This window comes from Aeromicrobium sp. P2_G6 (assembly GCF_056403535.1).
Genome location: NZ_JBFUFH010000001.1, coordinates 77,405 through 95,468, shown reverse-complemented (window position 1 = coordinate 95,468; position 18,064 = coordinate 77,405). Strand labels below are relative to the sequence as shown.

At 66.8% G+C, this 18,064-nt stretch carries 16 protein-coding genes and 1 tRNA gene; 10 read left to right on the top strand and 7 right to left on the bottom strand.

From position 1 onward, the window contains the following. Positions 1 to 64 precede the first annotated feature (64 nt). The gene (locus AC1DVU_RS00420; RefSeq protein ID WP_476920446.1) at positions 65 to 553 is read right to left on the bottom strand and encodes a flavin reductase family protein; all 489 of its coding nucleotides are present in this window, start codon (positions 551 to 553) and stop codon (positions 65 to 67) included. A 341-nt stretch (positions 554 to 894) separates the two neighbouring features. On the opposite strand from AC1DVU_RS00420, the gene AC1DVU_RS00415 reads away from it, so the two are divergent. From AC1DVU_RS00415 to AC1DVU_RS00395, 5 genes are read left to right on the top strand one after another with little or no spacing between them, the layout of a single operon-like run. Continuing rightward, on the top strand, positions 895 to 1,800 hold the full coding sequence (locus tag AC1DVU_RS00415; protein ID WP_476920445.1) for a TauD/TfdA dioxygenase family protein: 906 nt from the start codon (positions 895 to 897) through the stop codon (positions 1,798 to 1,800). After that, positions 1,797 to 2,690 carry an ABC transporter permease gene (locus AC1DVU_RS00410; RefSeq protein ID WP_476920444.1) on the top strand — a complete coding sequence of 298 codons (894 nt, stop codon included), beginning with the start codon at positions 1,797 to 1,799 and terminating at the stop codon, positions 2,688 to 2,690. The genes AC1DVU_RS00415 and AC1DVU_RS00410 overlap by 4 nt, the downstream gene beginning before the upstream one ends. Continuing rightward, entirely contained in the window at positions 2,687 to 3,400 is a 714-nt protein-coding gene (locus AC1DVU_RS00405) for an ABC transporter ATP-binding protein (protein ID WP_476920443.1), read from the top strand. The genes AC1DVU_RS00410 and AC1DVU_RS00405 overlap by 4 nt, the downstream gene beginning before the upstream one ends. A gap of 41 nt (positions 3,401 to 3,441) precedes the next feature. After that, complete coding sequence (locus tag AC1DVU_RS00400; protein WP_476920442.1) at positions 3,442 to 4,452, top strand: aliphatic sulfonate ABC transporter substrate-binding protein; 1,011 nt, start codon at positions 3,442 to 3,444, stop codon at positions 4,450 to 4,452. Further along, positions 4,449 to 5,795, top strand: coding sequence for an LLM class flavin-dependent oxidoreductase (locus AC1DVU_RS00395; protein WP_476920441.1), 1,347 nt, complete (start codon positions 4,449 to 4,451; stop codon positions 5,793 to 5,795). Before AC1DVU_RS00400 ends, AC1DVU_RS00395 begins: the two co-directional genes overlap by 4 nt. A gap of 56 nt (positions 5,796 to 5,851) precedes the next feature. Here the strand turns inward: AC1DVU_RS00395 and AC1DVU_RS00390 are convergent, their stop codons facing one another. Both AC1DVU_RS00390 and AC1DVU_RS00385 read right to left on the bottom strand, forming a co-directional pair. Further along, a complete protein-coding gene (locus AC1DVU_RS00390; protein ID WP_476920440.1) occupies positions 5,852 to 7,153 on the bottom strand; it encodes a D-arabinono-1,4-lactone oxidase in 1,302 nt (433 codons plus the stop codon). After that, positions 7,150 to 8,322, bottom strand: a complete 1,173-nt coding sequence (locus tag AC1DVU_RS00385; RefSeq protein ID WP_476920439.1) for an amino acid deaminase/aldolase — start codon at positions 8,320 to 8,322, stop codon at positions 7,150 to 7,152. The genes AC1DVU_RS00390 and AC1DVU_RS00385 overlap by 4 nt, the downstream gene beginning before the upstream one ends. 53 nt (positions 8,323 to 8,375) lie before the next feature. Here AC1DVU_RS00385 and AC1DVU_RS00380 point away from each other — a divergent pair, with 53 nt between their 5' ends. Both AC1DVU_RS00380 and AC1DVU_RS00375 read left to right on the top strand, forming a co-directional pair. Further along, on the top strand, positions 8,376 to 9,191 hold the full coding sequence (locus tag AC1DVU_RS00380; RefSeq protein ID WP_476920438.1) for a hypothetical protein: 816 nt from the start codon (positions 8,376 to 8,378) through the stop codon (positions 9,189 to 9,191). 83 nt (positions 9,192 to 9,274) lie between these two features. Continuing rightward, positions 9,275 to 9,347 (top strand) — tRNA-Thr (locus AC1DVU_RS00375). On the opposite strand, the gene AC1DVU_RS00370 is transcribed toward AC1DVU_RS00375, so the two are convergent. Continuing rightward, positions 9,347 to 10,432, bottom strand: coding sequence for a tyrosine-type recombinase/integrase (locus AC1DVU_RS00370; RefSeq protein WP_476920437.1), 1,086 nt, complete (start codon positions 10,430 to 10,432; stop codon positions 9,347 to 9,349). The two genes, AC1DVU_RS00375 and AC1DVU_RS00370, sit on opposite strands and share 1 nt — an antisense overlap. Continuing rightward, a complete protein-coding gene (locus AC1DVU_RS00365) occupies positions 10,432 to 10,611 on the bottom strand; it encodes a helix-turn-helix transcriptional regulator (RefSeq protein ID WP_056211580.1) in 180 nt (59 codons plus the stop codon). The genes AC1DVU_RS00370 and AC1DVU_RS00365 overlap by 1 nt, the downstream gene beginning before the upstream one ends. 398 nt (positions 10,612 to 11,009) lie before the next feature. On the opposite strand from AC1DVU_RS00365, the gene AC1DVU_RS00360 reads away from it, so the two are divergent. Then, on the top strand, positions 11,010 to 12,593 hold the full coding sequence (locus AC1DVU_RS00360) for an exonuclease domain-containing protein (RefSeq protein ID WP_476920436.1): 1,584 nt from the start codon (positions 11,010 to 11,012) through the stop codon (positions 12,591 to 12,593). A gap of 79 nt (positions 12,594 to 12,672) precedes the next feature. Here AC1DVU_RS00360 and AC1DVU_RS00355 read toward each other — a convergent pair whose 3' ends face one another. After that, complete coding sequence (locus tag AC1DVU_RS00355) at positions 12,673 to 13,479, bottom strand: hypothetical protein (protein WP_476920435.1); 807 nt, start codon at positions 13,477 to 13,479, stop codon at positions 12,673 to 12,675. 1,513 nt (positions 13,480 to 14,992) lie between these two features. Between AC1DVU_RS00355 and AC1DVU_RS00350 the strand changes: the two genes are divergently transcribed. Next, positions 14,993 to 15,952, top strand: coding sequence for a hypothetical protein (locus AC1DVU_RS00350; protein WP_476920434.1), 960 nt, complete (start codon positions 14,993 to 14,995; stop codon positions 15,950 to 15,952). Between the two features lie 6 nt (positions 15,953 to 15,958). Continuing rightward, on the top strand, positions 15,959 to 16,915 hold the full coding sequence (locus tag AC1DVU_RS00345; protein WP_476920433.1) for an aldose epimerase family protein: 957 nt from the start codon (positions 15,959 to 15,961) through the stop codon (positions 16,913 to 16,915). Here the strand turns inward: AC1DVU_RS00345 and AC1DVU_RS00340 are convergent. Further along, on the bottom strand, positions 16,902 to 17,972 hold the full coding sequence (locus tag AC1DVU_RS00340; RefSeq protein WP_476920432.1) for a zinc-binding dehydrogenase: 1,071 nt from the start codon (positions 17,970 to 17,972) through the stop codon (positions 16,902 to 16,904). The two genes, AC1DVU_RS00345 and AC1DVU_RS00340, sit on opposite strands and share 14 nt — an antisense overlap. Positions 17,973 to 18,064: the final 92 nt, after the last annotated feature.

The following is an 18,064-nucleotide window of genomic DNA, read 5'->3' as shown; positions in this document are numbered from 1 at the left end:
TTTGGATCGTTCTGCACCACGCGGGGCGCCGACGTGGTGCAACAGCATCCAAATCTCGGGGGATCTAGAAGGCTTGGTGGGTGCCGAAGGTTCGTTGGTGGTACGCCAGCGGTGCTCCGGGTGACGGGATCGCGTCGACCACCCGGCCGAGCACGATGACGTGGTCTCCGCCGGGCACGAGCGATTCGACATCGGCGGCGACCCAGCCGTGCGCGTCGACGATGCGCGGTGCGCCATGGTCCTCGAACCACGGGATGTCGGCGAACCGGTCCTCGGCGGACCCGGAGAACCGCAGCGCCACCTGATCCTGGTGTGACGCGAGGATGTTGATCCCGAACCGGGCTCCCTCGGAGAGCCGGGCGAGCAGCCGTGAACGTACGCCCAGCGAGACCAGCACCATCGGCGGATCCATCGACAACGACATGACGCCGCTGACGGTCGTACCGTGCGGGGAGCCACCGGCCGACGTCGTGACGACGTTCAGCCCGGCGACGAGGTTGCCCATCGTGGCCCGCAGCCCCTGCTCCAGCCGCATGTCAGTGGTGACGGTCATTCGTGTGTCCTCTCCCGAGAGCATGTGGTTTCGAGTCTGGGCCGTACGACTTACTGCCAGGCGGCTGCCCGGATCCTGAGATCGGATGCCGGAACCCGCCGAGATGTGGTTTCGCGCGCGCTGCGCGAGATAGCACAGTTCGCGACGACGCGACAGGGCGTTCCAACCCGCGAAACCGCCCGCGACCTGCACTTTCACCGCCCTAGCGTCGTTGGCATGAACTCGATGACCACGCTCGTCGCACGCCTTGCGGTCGACCTGATGCGGACCCACAGCGCGACCTGTTGCTGACCAGCTCCGCGTCCGTCCCGTACGTCCTCATGTCCATCGAAGGAACTCGCATGACCATCTCCATCCGCAAGCTCACCAGCCGCATCGGCGCCGAGATCTCCGGCGTCGACCTCAGCTCCCCGCTCGACCCCGAGACGATCTCGGCGATCCGCCAGGCGCTCAACGCCCACAAGGCGATCGTGTTCGACGGGGCCGACCTCGACCAGCGGGGCCAGGAGCGCATCGCCGGCTACCTCGGCGACCTCACCGCGGCTCACCCGACCGTGCCCGCCGCCGACGGCAGCGCCGCTGTGCTCGCGGTCGACAGCACGCAGAGCAAGGCCAACCAGTGGCACACCGACGTGACGTTCGTCGTCAACCCGCCGGCGATCTCGACACTGCGCAGCATCACGGTGCCGCCGTATGGCGGGGAGACGCTGATCGCCGACTCGGCCGGCGCCTACCGCGACCTCCCTCCGGCGTTGCGCGAGCTCGCCGACGGCCTGTGGGCGGTGCACTCGAACGACTACGACTACGCGGTGCCGCCCGAGACGCTGAGCGACCACCAGAAGGCGTACAACGAGACGTTCACCTCGACGGTCTACGAGACCGCGCACCCGGTCGTCCGCGTGCACCCCGAGACGGGGGAGCGCGGGTTGTTCATCGGCGGGTTCGTGCGCCGGCTCGTCGGGCTGTCCAACACCGAGTCGCGCGACCTGCTGCGCCTCCTGCAGTCGTACGTCACGCGGCCCGAGAACATCCTGCGCTGGTCGTGGTCGCCGGGTCAGCTGCTGATCTTCGACAACCGGATCACGCAGCACTACGCGATCGACAACTACGACGACCAGCCCCGGCGCCTCGAGCGGATCACGGTCGCCGGCGACGTCCCCGTCTCGATCGACGGCAAGCAGTCGTACGCCATCAAGGGCGACTCGAGCCACTACTCGAGCATCGCCGAGAGCCGGTCGGCCGCATGAGCACCGGGTTCGCGCCCGCGCGCGTACGTCCGCCACGTCATGCGGTGCCAGCTCCGCGCGAGCGGGCCACCGAGACGTTCACGGCCCCGGCCGGTCGCGAGGGCAGCCGGGTCAACCGACTGCGCAGCCGGCTGAGCTGGCCGCTCGGGATCTACACGACGCCCGTCGCGATCCTCGTGCTGTGGCAGGTCACCAGCAAGGCCGGCTGGCTTCCGGAGAAGATCGCCCCCGCGCCGACCGCGATCGTCCAGGCCGGCATCGACCTGTGGAAGATCGGCGAGCTCCCGACGGACCTGACCACCTCATTGCACCGGGTCGGCCTGGGGCTGGCGATCGGCCTCACGATCGGCATCTCGACCGGCATCATCGCCGGGCTCCTGCGCTCGGGGGAGTACTTGTTCAACGGTGTCGTACAGATCGTGCACACGATCCCGCTGCTCGCGATCCTGCCGTTGATGATCGTCTGGTTCGGCATCGACGAGCTGACCAAGGTGTTGCTGATCTCGTTCGGCGCCGGGGTGCCGATGTACCTCAACCTGTTCGCGGCGATCCGCGGCGTCGACCAACGGCTCATCGAGATGGCCCGCGCTGCCGGAGTTCGCCGATGGCGGCTCATCACCAGGGTCCTGCTGCCCGGCGCCCTCCCGGGATTCCTGGTCGGGCTGCGGTTCTCCCTCGCGTACAGCGTTCTCGGGCTGGTCGCGGCGGAGACGATCAACGCCAATGCGGGGATCGGCTACCTCATCAACCGCGCGCAGACCTATCTGCGCACCGATCAGGTCTACCTGGGGCTCGTGATCTACGCCGTCCTCGGGCTCCTGGCCGACCAGTTCGTCCGGATTCTCGAGCGGGTGCTGCTGCAGTGGCGCCCGAGTTATGAGGCGCAATGAGCACCACGACCACGACCTCCGTCGACGTACGCAACGTCCGCCGCCAGTTCGGCGACCGGGTCGTCCTCGACGACCTGAGCCTGACGATCGGCGAGTCCGAGTTCGTCGTGCTGCTGGGCCCGTCGGGGTGCGGCAAGAGCACGCTGCTGCGACTGCTCGGAGGCCTCGACCGCCCCGACGCCGGGACGGTTCGGGTGCCGAAGGCGCGAGCCATCGTGTTCCAGAACGACCGGCTGCTGCCATGGCAGCGAGTGCTGCGCAACGTCACGATCGGCCTCTACGAAGCCAGCGCCGACGAACGTGCGCTTGCCGTCCTGGCCGAGGTCGGGCTCAAGGACCGGGCACGGGCCTGGCCCAAGACGCTGTCCGGTGGAGAGGCGCAGCGGGTGTCGCTGGCCCGCGCACTCGTCTCGGATCCCGACCTGGTGCTGCTCGACGAGCCGTTCGCCGCCCTCGACGCCATCACCCGGCTGCGGATGCACGACCTCGTGCGCGACCTGCGGCACCGGCACAACGCCGCGATGCTGCTCGTCACCCACGACGTCGACGAGGCCATCGCGCTCGCCGACCGGATCCTCGTGATGAGCGACGGCCGGATCGGCAGCACGTACGACGTCCGGCTCGACCAGGACGAACGCGACGTCGGCACCGCGCGTGAGGACCTCCGGGCGTCGCTGCTCGGCGACCTCGGCCTGGCCTCCGTCCACTGACCATCCCCTGTAACCCCTTAACCCCCACAAGGAGCACCACCATGAACCGCACCATGCCCAAAATCGCCGCCGCGCTCGCCGCGCTCGCACTCGCGAGCACGCTCACCGCGTGCGGTGGGGCTGCCGACTCGTCGACCGTCAAGAAGGTCAACCCGGAGTGGAAGAAGTACACCTTCACGATCGGCGAGCAGAGCGACGGCATCGTCGAGCTCGCCAAGGAGTCCGGCGCGTTCGACTCCGCGTCGTACAAGATCAAGTTCGCCAAGTTCGAGTACGGCCCGCCGCTCGTCCAGGCTGCCGCGTCCGGCGACATCGACCTCGGCAGTGTCGGCGCGGTGCCGCCGATCACCGGAGCCGCCAAGACCCTCGGCTTCCGGATCGTCGCGATCCAGACCCCGACCGACCCGAATCGCGCGCTGGAGAACATCCTCGTGCCGAAGGGGTCGCCCATCAAGACGCTGGCGGACCTCAAGGGCAAGCGCATCGCGATCCCGCAGGGCAGCTCGGCGCACGGCCTGGCGCTCAACGCGATCCAGAGCGTCGGGCTCACGCCCCAGGACGTGAAGTTCGTGTTCCTGCCGCCGGCCGACGGGCAGAGCGCGTTCGCCGCCGGCAAGGTCGACGCATGGGCGATCTGGGATCCGCAATCCTCGCTCGCGGTGTCCCAGGGTGCCCGGGTCATCGCCAAGGGTGTGCCGCCGTTGGACTACGGCAGCCAGTTCTACGTCGGCTCCAAGAAGACGCTCGACGACCCGGTCAAGCGCAAGGCCCTCGCGGATGTGCTGACCCGGCTCTCCAAGGCGTACGGGTATGCCCACAAGAACCCCGACAAGCACGTCGAGGCGCTGGTCAAGGAGACCGGGCTCGACCCCAAGGTCATCGAGAGCAACATCGCGGCGTGGAGCTTCAAGATCGGCGCCGTGACCCCGGCACAGGCCAAGGGTGAGCAGAAGCTGGCCGACAACTTCTACGACGCGGGCGAGATCACCACGAAGGTCGACGTCGACCAGGTCATCGACAACATCCTGCCTGCTGGGTTCGGTGCCTCATGAGCACGCGACAGCTCCATCTCAACGCGTTCCTGATGGAGGCAGGTCACCACGAAGCCGCCTGGCGGTTGCCGGAGAGCAACGTCGACGCCGACTTCGACCTGCAGCACTGGGTACGCCTGGCGCGGCTCGCGGAGGATGCGAAGTTCGACTCGCTGTTCCTCGCCGACGGTCCGGCGCTGCAAGGCTCGGGGGAATTCCGGCCGCCGGGACAGCTCGAGCCGCTGACGCTGCTGACCGCCCTGGCAGCGGCGACCAGTCGGATCGGGCTCATCGCGACGGTCTCCACGACGTACAACTCGCCCTACAACCTCGCGCGCCGGCTGGCCTCGGTCGACCACGTGAGTGGCGGGCGCGCCGGCTGGAACATCGTGACCTCGGCGACGCAGCGCGAGGCGGACAACTTCGGCCTCGACTTCACGCTCGGCCACGGGGCTCGGTATGAGCGGGCGGCAGAGTTCCTCGACGTCGCGCTCAAGCTCTGGGACAGCTGGGAGGAGGAGGCGCGCGTCGGCGACAAGGCCGCCGGGCGGTTCGCCGACCCGTCGCGGATCCACCCGATCCGGCACCGCGGTGAGTACTTCCGCGTCGAGGGTGCGCTGAACGTACGGCGTCCGCCCCAGGGCTATCCGTTGCTCGTGCAAGCCGGGTCGTCCGACGACGGCAAGCAGTTCGCCGCGGCGTACGCGGAGGCGATCTTCACCGCGCACCAGACGATCGAGCGGGCGCAGGACTTCTACGCCGACATCAAGGACCGCGCCCGCAGGATCGGCCGTGATCCCGAGGGGATCAAGGTGCTTCCGGGGATCGTGCCGGTCATCGGCTCGACCGAGGCGGAGGCCCAGCTGCTTGCGCAGCAGCTGGACGACCTGCGGGTGCCGGAGTACGGCCTGCTGCAGCTGTCGACGATCCTTGAGGTGCCGGCCGACGCGCTGGCGCTCGACGAACGGCTGCCGCAGTTCATCGTCGACCGGCCTACGGTCGAGGGCTTCCAGAGCCGTGCCGACCTGATCGTCGAGCTCGCAACGCGGGAGGACCTCACGGTCCGCCAGGTGCTGTCGAAGCTCGGCGGGGGTCGTGGTCACTACACCGTCGCCGGCACGCCCGAGCAGATCGCCGACACCATCACGACGTGGTTCGAGAGCGGTGCGGCGGACGGCTTCAACGTCATGGGGCCGGCGCTGCCGTCGGGGCTCGAGGCGTTCATCGAGCACGTGCTGCCGATCCTGCGGGCGCGGGGGCTGTTCCGCGAGGACTACACGGGGTCGACGCTGCGGGAGCACTACGGTCTCGCGAAGCCCGCCAACCAGTTCCACGCGCGGGAAACTGCGGTGGTCAGCGCGTAGGGACCTTGCGTCATACCTTCTGGGGTCGGGGGCCTCAGAAGGTATGACGCAACCGGTCAGCCGAGGACCTGGGTGAGGTAGTCGTTGGTGAAGGTGCGGTTCGGGTCGAGCTCGTCGCGTACGTTCACGAATTCCTCGAACCTCGAGTACGTCTTCGCGAAGTACGACGCGTCGAGGGTGTGGATCTTGCCCCAGTGCGGCCGACCCTCGTGCGCCGTGAAGATGTCCTGGGCGGCGGCGAAGTACGCCTGGTAGTCGGTGCGCCAGTACTGGTGCACCGCGACATAGCAGTTGTCCCGCTCGTTGCCGGTCGACATCCACACGTCGTCGGCGGCCGTGAAACGTACCTCGATCGGGAAAGAGATGTTCTCGTGGCCGGCGCCGAACCACGCCTTGAGCTCGGCCAGCACCGACGGCAGCGCCTCGCGCGGCATCGCGAACTCAGACTCGCGGAACCGCACGGTGCGCGACGAGACGAACACGTTGAAGGAGTCGTCGACGTACTCGCGCGGGCTGAGCACCGAGGCCGCGACGGAGTTGACCCGCGGGATCCAGGAGCGCTTGCGGGCGACGACCCTGTTGAGCCCCTCGAACACCGTGTTGCTGAGGAACTCGTCGTCGAGCCAGTGCCGGAACCGGCCGACGGGCCTGCGCTCGGTGCCCTCGGCGACGCGGTTGTTGCGCTTGGTCAGCGCCTTGTCGGTGTGCGGGAACCAGTAGAACTCGAAGTGGTCGTTGTCGTCGACGAGCGCATCGACCTGGTCGAGCACGTCGGGCAGAGCCATCGGCTCCTCGCGGGCGTGCAGGAGGAACGCGGGTACGCACTGCAGCGTCACCTCGGTCACGATGCCGAGCGCGCCGAGCGTCACCCGGGCTGCGCCGAACCACGCGTGGCTCTCGTCGATCTCGAGGACCTCACCGTCGGCGGTGACGAGCTGCACCCCGACGACGGCCGCCGAGATGCCGAACAGCTTGCCGCCGGTGCCGTGCGTGCCGGTCGACACCGCGCCCGCGACGGACTGCGGGTCGACGTCGCCGAGGTTGGGCAGCGCCAGGCCCAGTGCCTTGAGCTGCGGGTTGAGGTCGTGCAGCGAGATGCCGGCCTGCACGCGTACGCGCCCGGTCGCCGGGTCATACGCCACGACCCGGTTCATCCGGCCGAGCCGCAGCTGGACACCGTCGGTCGCGGCGATCGGTGTGAAGGAATGGCTGGCGCCGACGGCCTTGACCGTGAGGCCAGCTGCTGCGGCCTCGCGGACGATCCGCTGGACGTCGGCGGTCGAGGCGGGATGCTCGACGCGTACGGGATGGGCCTCGACGCTGCGGCTCCAGTTGGTCCAGGTGGTCAGCTCGGTCATCCGAAGTTCTTGCCCTCTCCGCGATACGTCGGGACCTGCCGCATCGTGCCGTCGGCCGAGACCAGCGCGACCTCGTCGAACCGCTCGCACATCTCGCCGGCCTTGGCGTAGCGCATCACTACGCGGTCGCCGATGTTCAGGTTGCGGGCGGCGTCGCCCTTGACCGGGCTCTGCACCTCGCCGGCACCCTCCGTGCCGATCGCCTTGAGCCCTGCGGGCCAGGTCGGCGTGGGTTGGCGGTTCTTGTTGGTCGGCCCCGACGCGATGTAGCCGCCGGCGAACAGCGTCGCGATGTCGGGAGCCGGTTTGCGTACGACCGAGAGCACGAAGTAGGCCGCGGGCCGCGCCTCGAACGCGTCGTAGCCGTCGAACAGCGTAGGCGCGAACAGGCCTGACCCGGCAGTGAGCTCGGTGATCGCCGGATCCGCGCCGGTGACCTCGAGGCTGCCGGTGCCGCCGGCGTTGACGATCTCGAGCTTCGCGTGCTCGGACACCGCGGCGACGACCTTGGACCGGCGCTCCAGCAGGTCCGCGGCGGAACGCTTCTTGACCAGGCGCACGGCCGGCGACGAGTCGGGCAGCCCGGCGATCTGCGCGTCGTAGAACATGACGCCGACGAGGTCGAATCCCGGCCGGTCGGCGATCGCCGCGGCCAGCGCTCCAGCCTGCTCGGCGGTGTGCACGGGGGAGCGGCGTACGCCCAAGTGCACCGGGCCGAGCTTGAGCGAGGAGTCGACGTCGATGCACACCCTGATCGGCGGGTGCCCAGCACCGAGGAGGCTGTCGATGTGGTCCAACGACTCGGTGCTGTCGACCATCACGGTGATCTGGGCGCGGCGCCGCTCGTCGGCGACGAGGTAGTCGAGCGAGCGGCGGCTCGTCGTCGGGTAGGCCAGCAGGATGTCGTCGATGCCGTTGTCGACGAGCCAGTTGGACTCGGCGAGTGAGTAGGACATGACGCCGGCGAACCCGTCGCGCGCGAGCGTGCCCTCGAGGATCGACCGCACGCGTACTGACTTGCTGGCGATCCGGATCGGGACGCCGTTGGCGCGCCGCACGAGGTCGTCGGCGTTGGCCCACAGTGCCGGTTCGTCGATCACCGCGAACGGCGTGTCCAGGTCCTGGGTCGCGGCGAGCAGTCGGGCGTACGGGCTGGACAGTTGTGGCACGCCGTCAGTATGTCGCACCGTCGGTGCAGGAACCGGTCACGGATACTGGACCGATGCGCAGGCTCCCAGCACTCGTCCTGGCCGTCGCGATGTCGTGTGCGGCATGCACCTCGGGGTCGGACGAGCCGTCGCCGAGCCCCGCACCCAACGCGACCCGGGCGGTGACCTTCCAGTCGCTCGACCTCGACTGGCCCAAGGCTCAGGGCAAGCTCGAGGCGCCCAAGCTGCCGGCCGCGCCTGGCGGTTTCGACACGGCGACGCTCGACCGGATGGCGACCGTGCTCGAGAAGTGGGCCCGGCTGAGCACCGTGGACGAGGGCATGTGGCACAGCGACGACCCGCTCAGCGACATCCGGGCCGTGCTGCCCAAGGACGCCGCCGAGACGTACGAACAGCAGCTCAAGGGCCAGGTCTCGCCGCACCTCGCGATCGCCAACGTCTTCCGCGACGACATCACGGTCGTCGGCTCGCCCATGATCACCTCAGCGTGGAAGGTCTCGACCGGCAAGGACCCGGCCAACGAGGCGTTCATGAGCCTGGAGCTGCAGACCCGCGCAGCGTACGAGGTGCGTCTCGGCAACGGGGGCACCCGCGTCATCGGCGTGCTGCGCGTGCACAGCCTCAGTGCGTACAAGGACACGGTCGACGACTTCGGCGTCGGCGGCGGGTGGCAGGAGTTCGGCGCGGGCGACTGCGACCTGGCCCTCGACGATTCGCTGGTGCCCGACAGCGACCGCGACGAGAGTCTCAAGGACCTCAAGACGTTCATCCGCGTGGGCAAGGGCACCAAGCTCGAGATGCCCGAGCTGCCGGCGCAGGAGCGGGTCGACGCCGAGTACCTCAAGCGCTGCCGCGACGGCCAGGTCTGACGTTGCTCGGTGGCTGATGTGCCTAGCCTCGAAACCACCTCAGCCCGCACCTACTACGATGGACCCCGGGCTTCGGCCCGTACGCCTCTGTAGCTCAGTTGGTAGAGCGCCTCACTTGTAATGAGGATGTCGCGGGTTCGAATCCTGTCGGAGGCTCAGGGAAAATTCGGGTTCGATGAATCGGGCCGCGCACCCCCGGCGCTCCCCCGCCGGTTGAGGACCTCCAGACCGGCCCGATCGGCGCTGTCGCCGAGGTAGTGCACGTAGATCTGGGTGGTCTGCAGGGACGAGTGTCCGAGCCACGCCTGGACCGTGGAGATCGACACCCCGGAGGCGAGCCAGAGGCATGCCGCGGTGTGCCGCAGGTCGTGGAGACGCCGGCCTCGTCCGGTGGTGGCCCAGCGGATGGACCGTTTGAACCCGGCGGCGTGCAGACGCCCGCCGCTGGACGACGTGAGGAGCAGGTCGTCGGCACCCTTGTCCTTCGCCATGCTGCGGACCAGCGGCAGCAGCTCCTCGGAAAGCGGGATGTGACGCGTCCGGCCGCTCTTGGTCGACTTGGGCTCCACCGACTCGGGCGCCGATCGGCGGACGACCAGCCGAGGCATCGGCACCTCGATGAAGTCGGCGACGCGCAGCTCACGCGCCTCCGACCACCGCAGACCGGTCCAGGCCAGCAGCCAGACCACATCGGCAAGCTGCTCGTCGTACGCGGCGATGTCGCTGCGGACCTCGACCAGCTCCGGCTCGGTGAACGGCTGCATGCCCTGGGCGGGCAGCAGCTGGTGCGCCACGCTCGTGCGAGCGACCGGGTTGTCCACCCGCAGACGTTCACGGACGGTCCACGAGAAGAAGCCCGACAGCACCGCGCGAAACCTCCTGACCGACGATTCGGCGTACCGGCGCGACCACGCGTCCAGGACCCGCTGGACCTCGCGATCGGTGACCCGGCCGACGTGGAGGTTGCCGAGATTGGGCGGCATCAGCTTCACCATCTCCATGTCTGCCTTGTAGGTCTTCACCGCCACGGTGTGCCGGCGCGACTCCATGTAGGTCGCGAACGCCTTGCGGCACGCGATCTCCCCAGCGCGCGGATCGGTGCCGCCGGCCAGCGCCGCCTTCTCCCGGCTGAGCCACCCGTCAGCCTCGCGCTTGGTGTCGAACGTCTTGCTGGTGACGTACTCGCGACCGTTCTTGAGCGTCGCTCGCCACCGACCCGAGCGGTCCTTCCGAACGGGCATCAGGACGCTCGTTCCTCGATGTACGCGAGTAGCTCGTCCTCGCGGTAGCGCGGCGTGTGGTCGGTGACCCACACGAATCGTGGGCCTTTGCCGGTCTGGCGCAACCGGCACAGCGTCGAAGGCGTGACGCCCAGGATCTTCCCAACCTGCGCCGGCGTCAGCAGCTGAATCTCTGTCATGGCACTCGTCCGTCCTCCCACCCCGATAGTGGATAGCCATCTCGACCCTCCAGTCTGAGCCGGTGAGGTGGGGAACGTTCCGACTCGATCGACATCTGTGGAGAACCACTTGCATGGCCTGCGCCTGTGGAATACGGGCACAACCCCTAAGGCCCGATTCCATGCGTCCTAGGGCCAGGGAACGTCGAACTTTCGGGGGAACGTTGAGGGGGAACGTTCGGGGGAACGTCCCCCTCGCTGTTCCCGACGGCATCCGCGAAGCCAGCCGTTTGTCCGCATCGACGCCTGCTCGTCCACGGCCGGCCAAATTGCTAGCGGCGAAGTCCCAGATACGCCCACGCACTTCCCGCGCCGCTGATAGACAGAGGGCTCCCGAACAGCATGACCAAGTAGGAGCCATGGGCATCTTCAGCAGCCTTCGACGTAGCGAGCAAAAGCCGGGCAAACACCGCGGCGAACCCAGCGAGCCGATTGGTGGCTTCACGGTCATCGACGTCGAAACCACTGGACTCAGCGCTCGGCAGCACCGCGTCCTAGAGATCGCCGTAGTGCGTACCGACACCCAGGGGCGCATTGCTGGCGAATGGTCACGGCGGGTCGATCCCGAAGGACCCGTCGGCGCAACTCACATCCACGGCATCACGGCAGACGACGTCCGCGGTGCCCCGAAGTTCCGCGACCTCATCCCTGATCTCAACGCCTGGTTCCAAGGAACTGTGATCGTCGCCCACAACGCACGCTTCGACCTGGCCTTCATGCGCGCGGAGTACTCGTACGCCGGATGGGAGCTGCCGTGGCTCCCCTCCTTGTGCACCCTCGACGCCAGCAATCACTATCTGCCGAACATGGACCGGCGCCGGCTGGCCGATTGCTGTGCAGCAGCGCGCGTCCAACTCCGAGGCGCGCATTCGGCACTCGGCGACGCCCGGGCGACAGCTGGGCTACTCGCCTACTACCTCGACCCTCGCACAGGGACTCCACGACCCGAGCATCTCGCGCTCCTGCCCGAGGCCACGGGCGTCACTTGGCCGACAGCGGCCCCACGTCGACCCCAGACCCCTGAGTCCACCGCTCACATCCAGGCCCGCATACAGATCAGCATGTCGAAGCCCAAACCCCCACAGCTGGACTTGGTGGAGTTGCTCGCGGACTTCTCGCTGATCGACGCCATGGACGAAGGCGCCCCACCCGCTGCACTGGCCTACCTGGAGAAGCTCGCGGAGGCTCTCGAGGACGGCGAGATCACCGAAGAGGAGGTCCAGGCTCTCAACGATGTGGCCGCAGCGCATGGGTTGACCGACGAAGATCGCGTGAGCGCCAACCGTTCGCTGTTGCTCGCGCTCAGTCATCTGGCGCTTGAAGACGGCATGGTCAGCCGGGCCGAGAAGGCCGAACTCGTCGCCGTCAGCGAGATGCTCGGGCAGCCGAAGTCGGTGTTGGCGCACACCCTCGATCAGGCTGAGGCAGCGCGACACGAGCGACTCAGCGCAGGTCTACAACCGCTCCCCGACGGGTGGCCCCACGGTGAGCCGCTCCGAGTCGGCGACAAGGTCGCCTTCACCGGTTGTGACGAGCAGCTCCGGGCGCGTCTCGAGGAGCGGGCCGAGAAGCTCGGGGTGCGAGTCATGAACAACGTCTCCACGAAGACCGCAATGTTGATCAGCGACGGCGGATTCGTGGGCACCAAGGCCGAAGCGGCTAAGCAGGTCGACTGCAACATCGTGCACCCAGATGTATTTCGCGAGATGCTCAAACACCTGCAACCAGCCCTGCCCAGGCAGCGGAAGAAGATGCCGAAAACTTCGACCCCGAGCGCGCGCCCGGCGAATCATCCCATCGATCAGGACAGACCACCGACCGCATCGACGGCCGACCCGGCATTGGTCCGTCAGTGGGCCCGCGAGAACGGGTATGCCGTCGGAACCCGGGGACGTATTCACCAGGATCTGTTCGCGGCCTACGACGCAAGCTATCAGGCGTAGTACGCGGCTTGGAGATTTACTGAAACCGCCAAATCGAGAGCTGACAGGAACGTGATGACGTAAGCGCGGCGAAGCGGCATCATCCCACGTCTGGAAGCGCTCTATCCGCCCAGTGCCGCGCGACGTCGCCCTGGCGATTCTTGAACATATGGCGGATGACCCAGCGCTGCGCGCGCGGCCCCAGCCATGGGACCCGGTGGATGAGCGCGAGAAGGCGGCTACCAATCCTGGAGCGGATCCCAGGGTCCGCGCGCTGGACAGGATCGATGACCGAATGCTGCCACCGCGTACCGGTGCAGTCGGTGAATACCACCATCGGGAAGACCCTCTCTTGGATGCTTTTGTCCTTCTCGTAAGGGAACCAAATCTCCAACGTCTTCGACGAGCGCGGGGTGACGTACGGGAGCACATCGCTGATCGCGCGAGGAAAGGTCAGCAGGTAGTCGTTCTGGAGCTCGACCCACACGCGCGAGATGACTTCATCTGAGTCGTTGTACAGCAGCACGTTGACATGGGCAAAGTCCTTATCGGAAAGGAACACTCCACCGTCCGAGTTGTCGAAGATAGTTGAGTCGCTTTGGTCGAGGGGCCTGATGTCGGTCCTCGGTATCGTGACTGAATCGTGCGCTGTGCTCGTTGCGAGCACCTGTCCGGCGGGGGTTTGCCAGACGCCAGCGGCAACTGCGTAGACGAGGCGCGCCTTCTCCTCGCGCTTGTCCGCAAGGCTGCGCTGGTAAAGGAACACAGCCCATCCGAATGCCACCCCGGTCGCGAGTACCCCGAGCCACTGGGGCAGCGTGCCACCTAGCCATGTCCCGGGCCCGGAGTAGGGCTGCGCGCGGTGGCTGTGCCATTGCGCGGCGAGGTCAGCTAGGTCGGTGAGCACAGGCAAGAGACTAGCGGCGCGTGGGAGCGTTCAAGGCATGTCGTGAGTTCTGATGAACTCAGTGGAAGTGCCCTTGCGCCGCTGCCCGAACCTCTTCGAGACGGCGACTCCTGTCCATGCAGCCCAACTCCAAGAAGCACGGGTGGCCACGCTCCAGGGGCTCAGCATCGGGAGGCGGAGATAGTCGCTGCGAGGGTGAATTTGTCGAATACCTGCTGCCGTGCTGCGCATCAAATATGGACGCAGGTTCGACCGGGCTAGCGCTACTCAAGTTCATGGCCTTCGGATCATCGGCAGATAGATGGCGTCCATAAGTCCATTGCGTATGGCGTTATAGGTCGATTCCCATTTGGGATCTGTTTGCAGGGTTCCCTCGCGACCGAGTCTGGCCAGTTCGTAGACCACGCGGCGGCAGCCAGCTGGTGAGGCCAACGTGCGGTCGACGCAGGCGGCGATTTGGTGCTCGAGTGTCTCAACTCGGCCGATTACCTCTACGGCGATGGCACCTCGAGCGGCCGCGCGGCGTTCCTCGTATGCGGCTCTTCGGCAGGCGTGTGAGCACCAAATCGGTGGCCGACCGGTCGCCTTCCGCTGCACGTCTTTGCCGCATCTAGGGCATGTTCCCCCCTGCGACCTTTCGTCCATTCTCCTCGCGCTTTTCTCGCTCTTTGTCTGCACTCATGACCCCTAAGGCCTTTCGTACGGACGCAAGGGGCCACCGAGAATGCACCGGGTGTGTGGATGTTCGTGTTCGAGATCTCCGAGCGGCGAAATGTTCCGCCATCTGCGATGGCAGAAGGCGAGCGACGCGGAGCCGATTGCGTACAGACTGAGCGTGCGAGTCGGTATGGCTCTGGGCGCCTCTGATCGTGAGCGGACTCCGGACCATGCGTGTCCCTGGTTGGCTTCATCGTCTGATGCTCGCCCCGAGGTCAGCCGCAATTTTCAGATGCGTGTGGCAAGAGCGAGTCATCACATCGCTATATGACATCACTTTTCGTCATATGACCGATCTGTTCTAATGTCGGACGCGGATTTCGACACACTCGCCGTATGCGCGGATGGAGGGCTGATGAGTGACGCGAATGAGACCGACCTGAAGGTTAGGACTCCTGGATTTGAAGGGCTGGTGGGGTTCAGCAGAAGAGATGTCACGCCTCCGGTTGGCATCCGCAGCCGCAACTGGGGCGCTGCGACGACAGATGTGGCGCGCGGGGTCCACCGACCTTTCAGTCTCTCGGTCCTCGCCCTGGCTTCGAACGACGGAGGTCAGCCCTTCCTGATCGTGGGTCTTGATGGAACCCACTGGCGACGGGTCGATGACTGGGCCCGCTTGCAAGAGGCGGCTCTGAGTCAGCTGCAACTTGAGCCGTCGCAGCTGATCGTGAACCTTTCCCATACCCACTCGGGCCCAGTTCTGGCCTCGAGCCACGCGGATCTTGCGGGCGGCGAATACTTGCAGCCGTACCTCGACGACCTTGCGTCCGCGCTGGTCGATGGCTGCCGAGAGGCAATGGCAGGCCTTCGAGCGGGATCGGTCGAGTGGACCGTCGGGCGATCAGCCATCGCGGTCAACCGTGATCTCGACCTCGATGGTCGGGCTCTGGTCGGCTTCAACCCCCAGATTCCTGCAGACGACACGGTGGTCGTCGGACGCGTCAGCGCGCTTGACGGTTCGCTCGTGACGACCTTGGTCAACTACGCGTGCCATCCCACCACGCTCGCGTGGGAGAACAACGAGTTGTCCCCCGACTATGTGGGCGAGCTGCGGCAGACTGTCGAGGAAGGCTCAGGTGCACCCTGCATATTTCTCCAAGGTGCTTCCGGTGACCTGTCCCCACGTCTCCAGTACAGCGGTGACACGGGTCTCGCCGACCAGCACGGTCGGGCAATCGGCCTGGCCGTCCTCGCCGCGCTCGAGACGATGCCGCCTCCCGCGACCGACCTCCAGTTCTCGGAAGCGGTCGAGTCGGGTGCCCCTCTTGCCGTGTGGAAGGCCGAGCCGCGGTCCGGTTCCCCAATCCTTCGCATTGCCAGCGGCCTGAGCGCTCTGCCACTACGAGAGCTGTCCTCCCTGGCCGAGCTCGAGGAGGAATGGCGAGAGATCCTCCCGCAGAGCCGCGACGAGCGGCTTCGCCGCGTGCGAGATCTCCGTGAGGACTACATCGATCTAGAACAACGTCCCGACAGTGTCGATCACCCGTACTGGATCGCTCAGATCGGGGACGCTCTTCTCCTGGCCCACCCGGGCGAGGCCTACAGCTGGTTGCAGACTGAGCTGCGTCGGCGCTTTCCCGACGTGCCGGTGATGGTCCTCAACCTCACCAATGGGCCGGGCTTCGTCTACCTTCCGGACCAGAGCGCGTATGACCGCGACGCCTATCAGGCTTGGCAGACGGTCTTCGCGGTCGGAGCCCTGGAGAAGTTCGCGGATGACGCGACACAGGCGTTGGTCGCTCTGACCTCGGAGTAGATGACGATGACGATTGATCTGCGATGGACCATGAGCGGCCTCACCACGGTCGTGCTGGAGAACCGGCACCTGAAGATGGTCGTCCTGCCTGAGGTCGGAGCACGAATCGACTCGATGATCTGCAAGCGATCCGATCGTGACTTGTTGTTCCACCACCCGCGAGTCGAACCACGGCCGGCGCCGTTCGGTGCGCCGTACGACATGTGGTGGTCCGGCGGCATCGATGAAGGCGCACCCACGGGCCATGCGTGCCAGGTCGACGGCATCGACGTGCCATCCATGGGAGAGCTGTGGTCCTTGCCATGGACCGTCGAGCAGCTCGATGACAACGCGGTCAAGCTTTCACGCGCGGCCGTGATCTCACCGCTGACGGTGTCGCGCACGATGCGGTTGGAGTCGCATGCAACCTTCGTGAGCCTCGAGCACGAGCTCACCAATACCGGCGCTAGCCCGATGCCCCTGCTGTGGGGCATGCACCCCACCATCCCTATCGGGCCGTCGACCACGGTTCGCGTACCGTCACGCCGTCTCGAGCCGGGACAATCGGGTCCTGGTGACGAGGTCCAGCCGATAGTCGACCCCCGTGCGTGGGCAGGGGAGCGACAGTTCGCTGATATACCGGGCGGTACGTGGTCGCTCGACTACGCGTGCGGCCTCGAGGACGGGTGGGTCGCGGTCGAGGACGCCGTCTGGAACGTCGGATTCGCGATGATCTTCCCTGCGGAGGTGCTTCCGAGCGTGTGGCTATGGGCCGTCGATGGAGGCTGGCGCGACATCCGCTGCATCGGCGTCGAGCCGTGGACCGGGCACCCCGCCCGGCTCGACGCCGCGATCGTCGCTGGAAATGTCCGGGTCCTTGCTCCTGGCGAGGTCATGCGGTTCGCGTCCCGCCTTGTCGCCTACGAGCCAGGCGCGGGTGACCTCGAAGGTTTCGACGACCATGGGATCCCTATTCGAAGGTGAGGATCGCGCGACCGCGGACTCGACCGTTCTCGAGGTCCGCGATCGCACGGTTGATGTCGGTGAGCGCGTAGCGGTCTGTCACGAGAGTTTGCAGATCGATGTCACCGTGTGCGCACCACTCGGCCAGCCGGGTGATCTCGGTACCGATGTCCGACGCAACTCCGAGACTGGCGGTGGCAGTTTTCTGCCCGATCAGGAGCTCTCGAGCAGCAATGCCGACACCGGGTGCCGGTACCCCGACGACGACGAGCTGTCCGCCTCGCACCCTGCCGAGGACGCCGCGACGTACCGCCTCGAGCGCAGTGTCCAGTGTCTGCTGACTGGCGACGCAATCGAATACGAAGTCCGCACCTGGCGGCTGGTTCGTCCGTGCTGTGATCTCATGCACGGCGTGCACGGCGTTCGTCTCGGATGCGTTCACCGTGTGAGTGGCGCCAAAGCGACGGGCCAGGACCAACTTCTCGTCCGAGACGTCTACGGCGATGATCGTGTCGGCCCCGGAACGACGGGCGGCTGCGAGCGCCGAAAGCCCCACGCCGCCGGCGCCCCAGACGACGACGCTGGCACCGCTCGGCACCTCAGCGACTCGAGTCACGGCTGAGGCGCCTGTCATAACGGCGCAGCCCAGCACGGCCGCGGCGTCATTCGCGATCTCGTGAGGAATGGGGTGGGCGTACCGCTGGTCGATCAGGCTGTGCGTGCCCCACGTGAAGACCATCTCGGCGGTGCTGGCGTACTCGCCGTTGGCGAGGGTGGCGCCTGCTCTCCACGCCTGACCATCTCCCGATCCCGGCACCCACGAGACGGAGACGGCGTCGCCGTGTCGGACTGACTCGACATCCGGTCCGACGGCTTGGACGATCCCGGATGCCTCGTGGCCCAGGAAGTAGGTCTGATCGCGGTCGGCGTGCAGCTCGTGGAGCTGGCTGTGGCACACGCCGGAGCCGAGGTTCTTGACGAGGACCTGGCCCGGACCGGGATCGGGAAGCTCGACGTCCTCGATGACCAGGTTCGTGGTGCCGGCTCGCAAGACAGCGATCTGGGCTTCAGTGGGCATAGAGAGCTCCATCCTCATCTTGCGCAAGGCGCGGCATCTGGTCAGGCGGTGCGGACTAGATTATCATTGACTCAGGATTCTATGACACTACT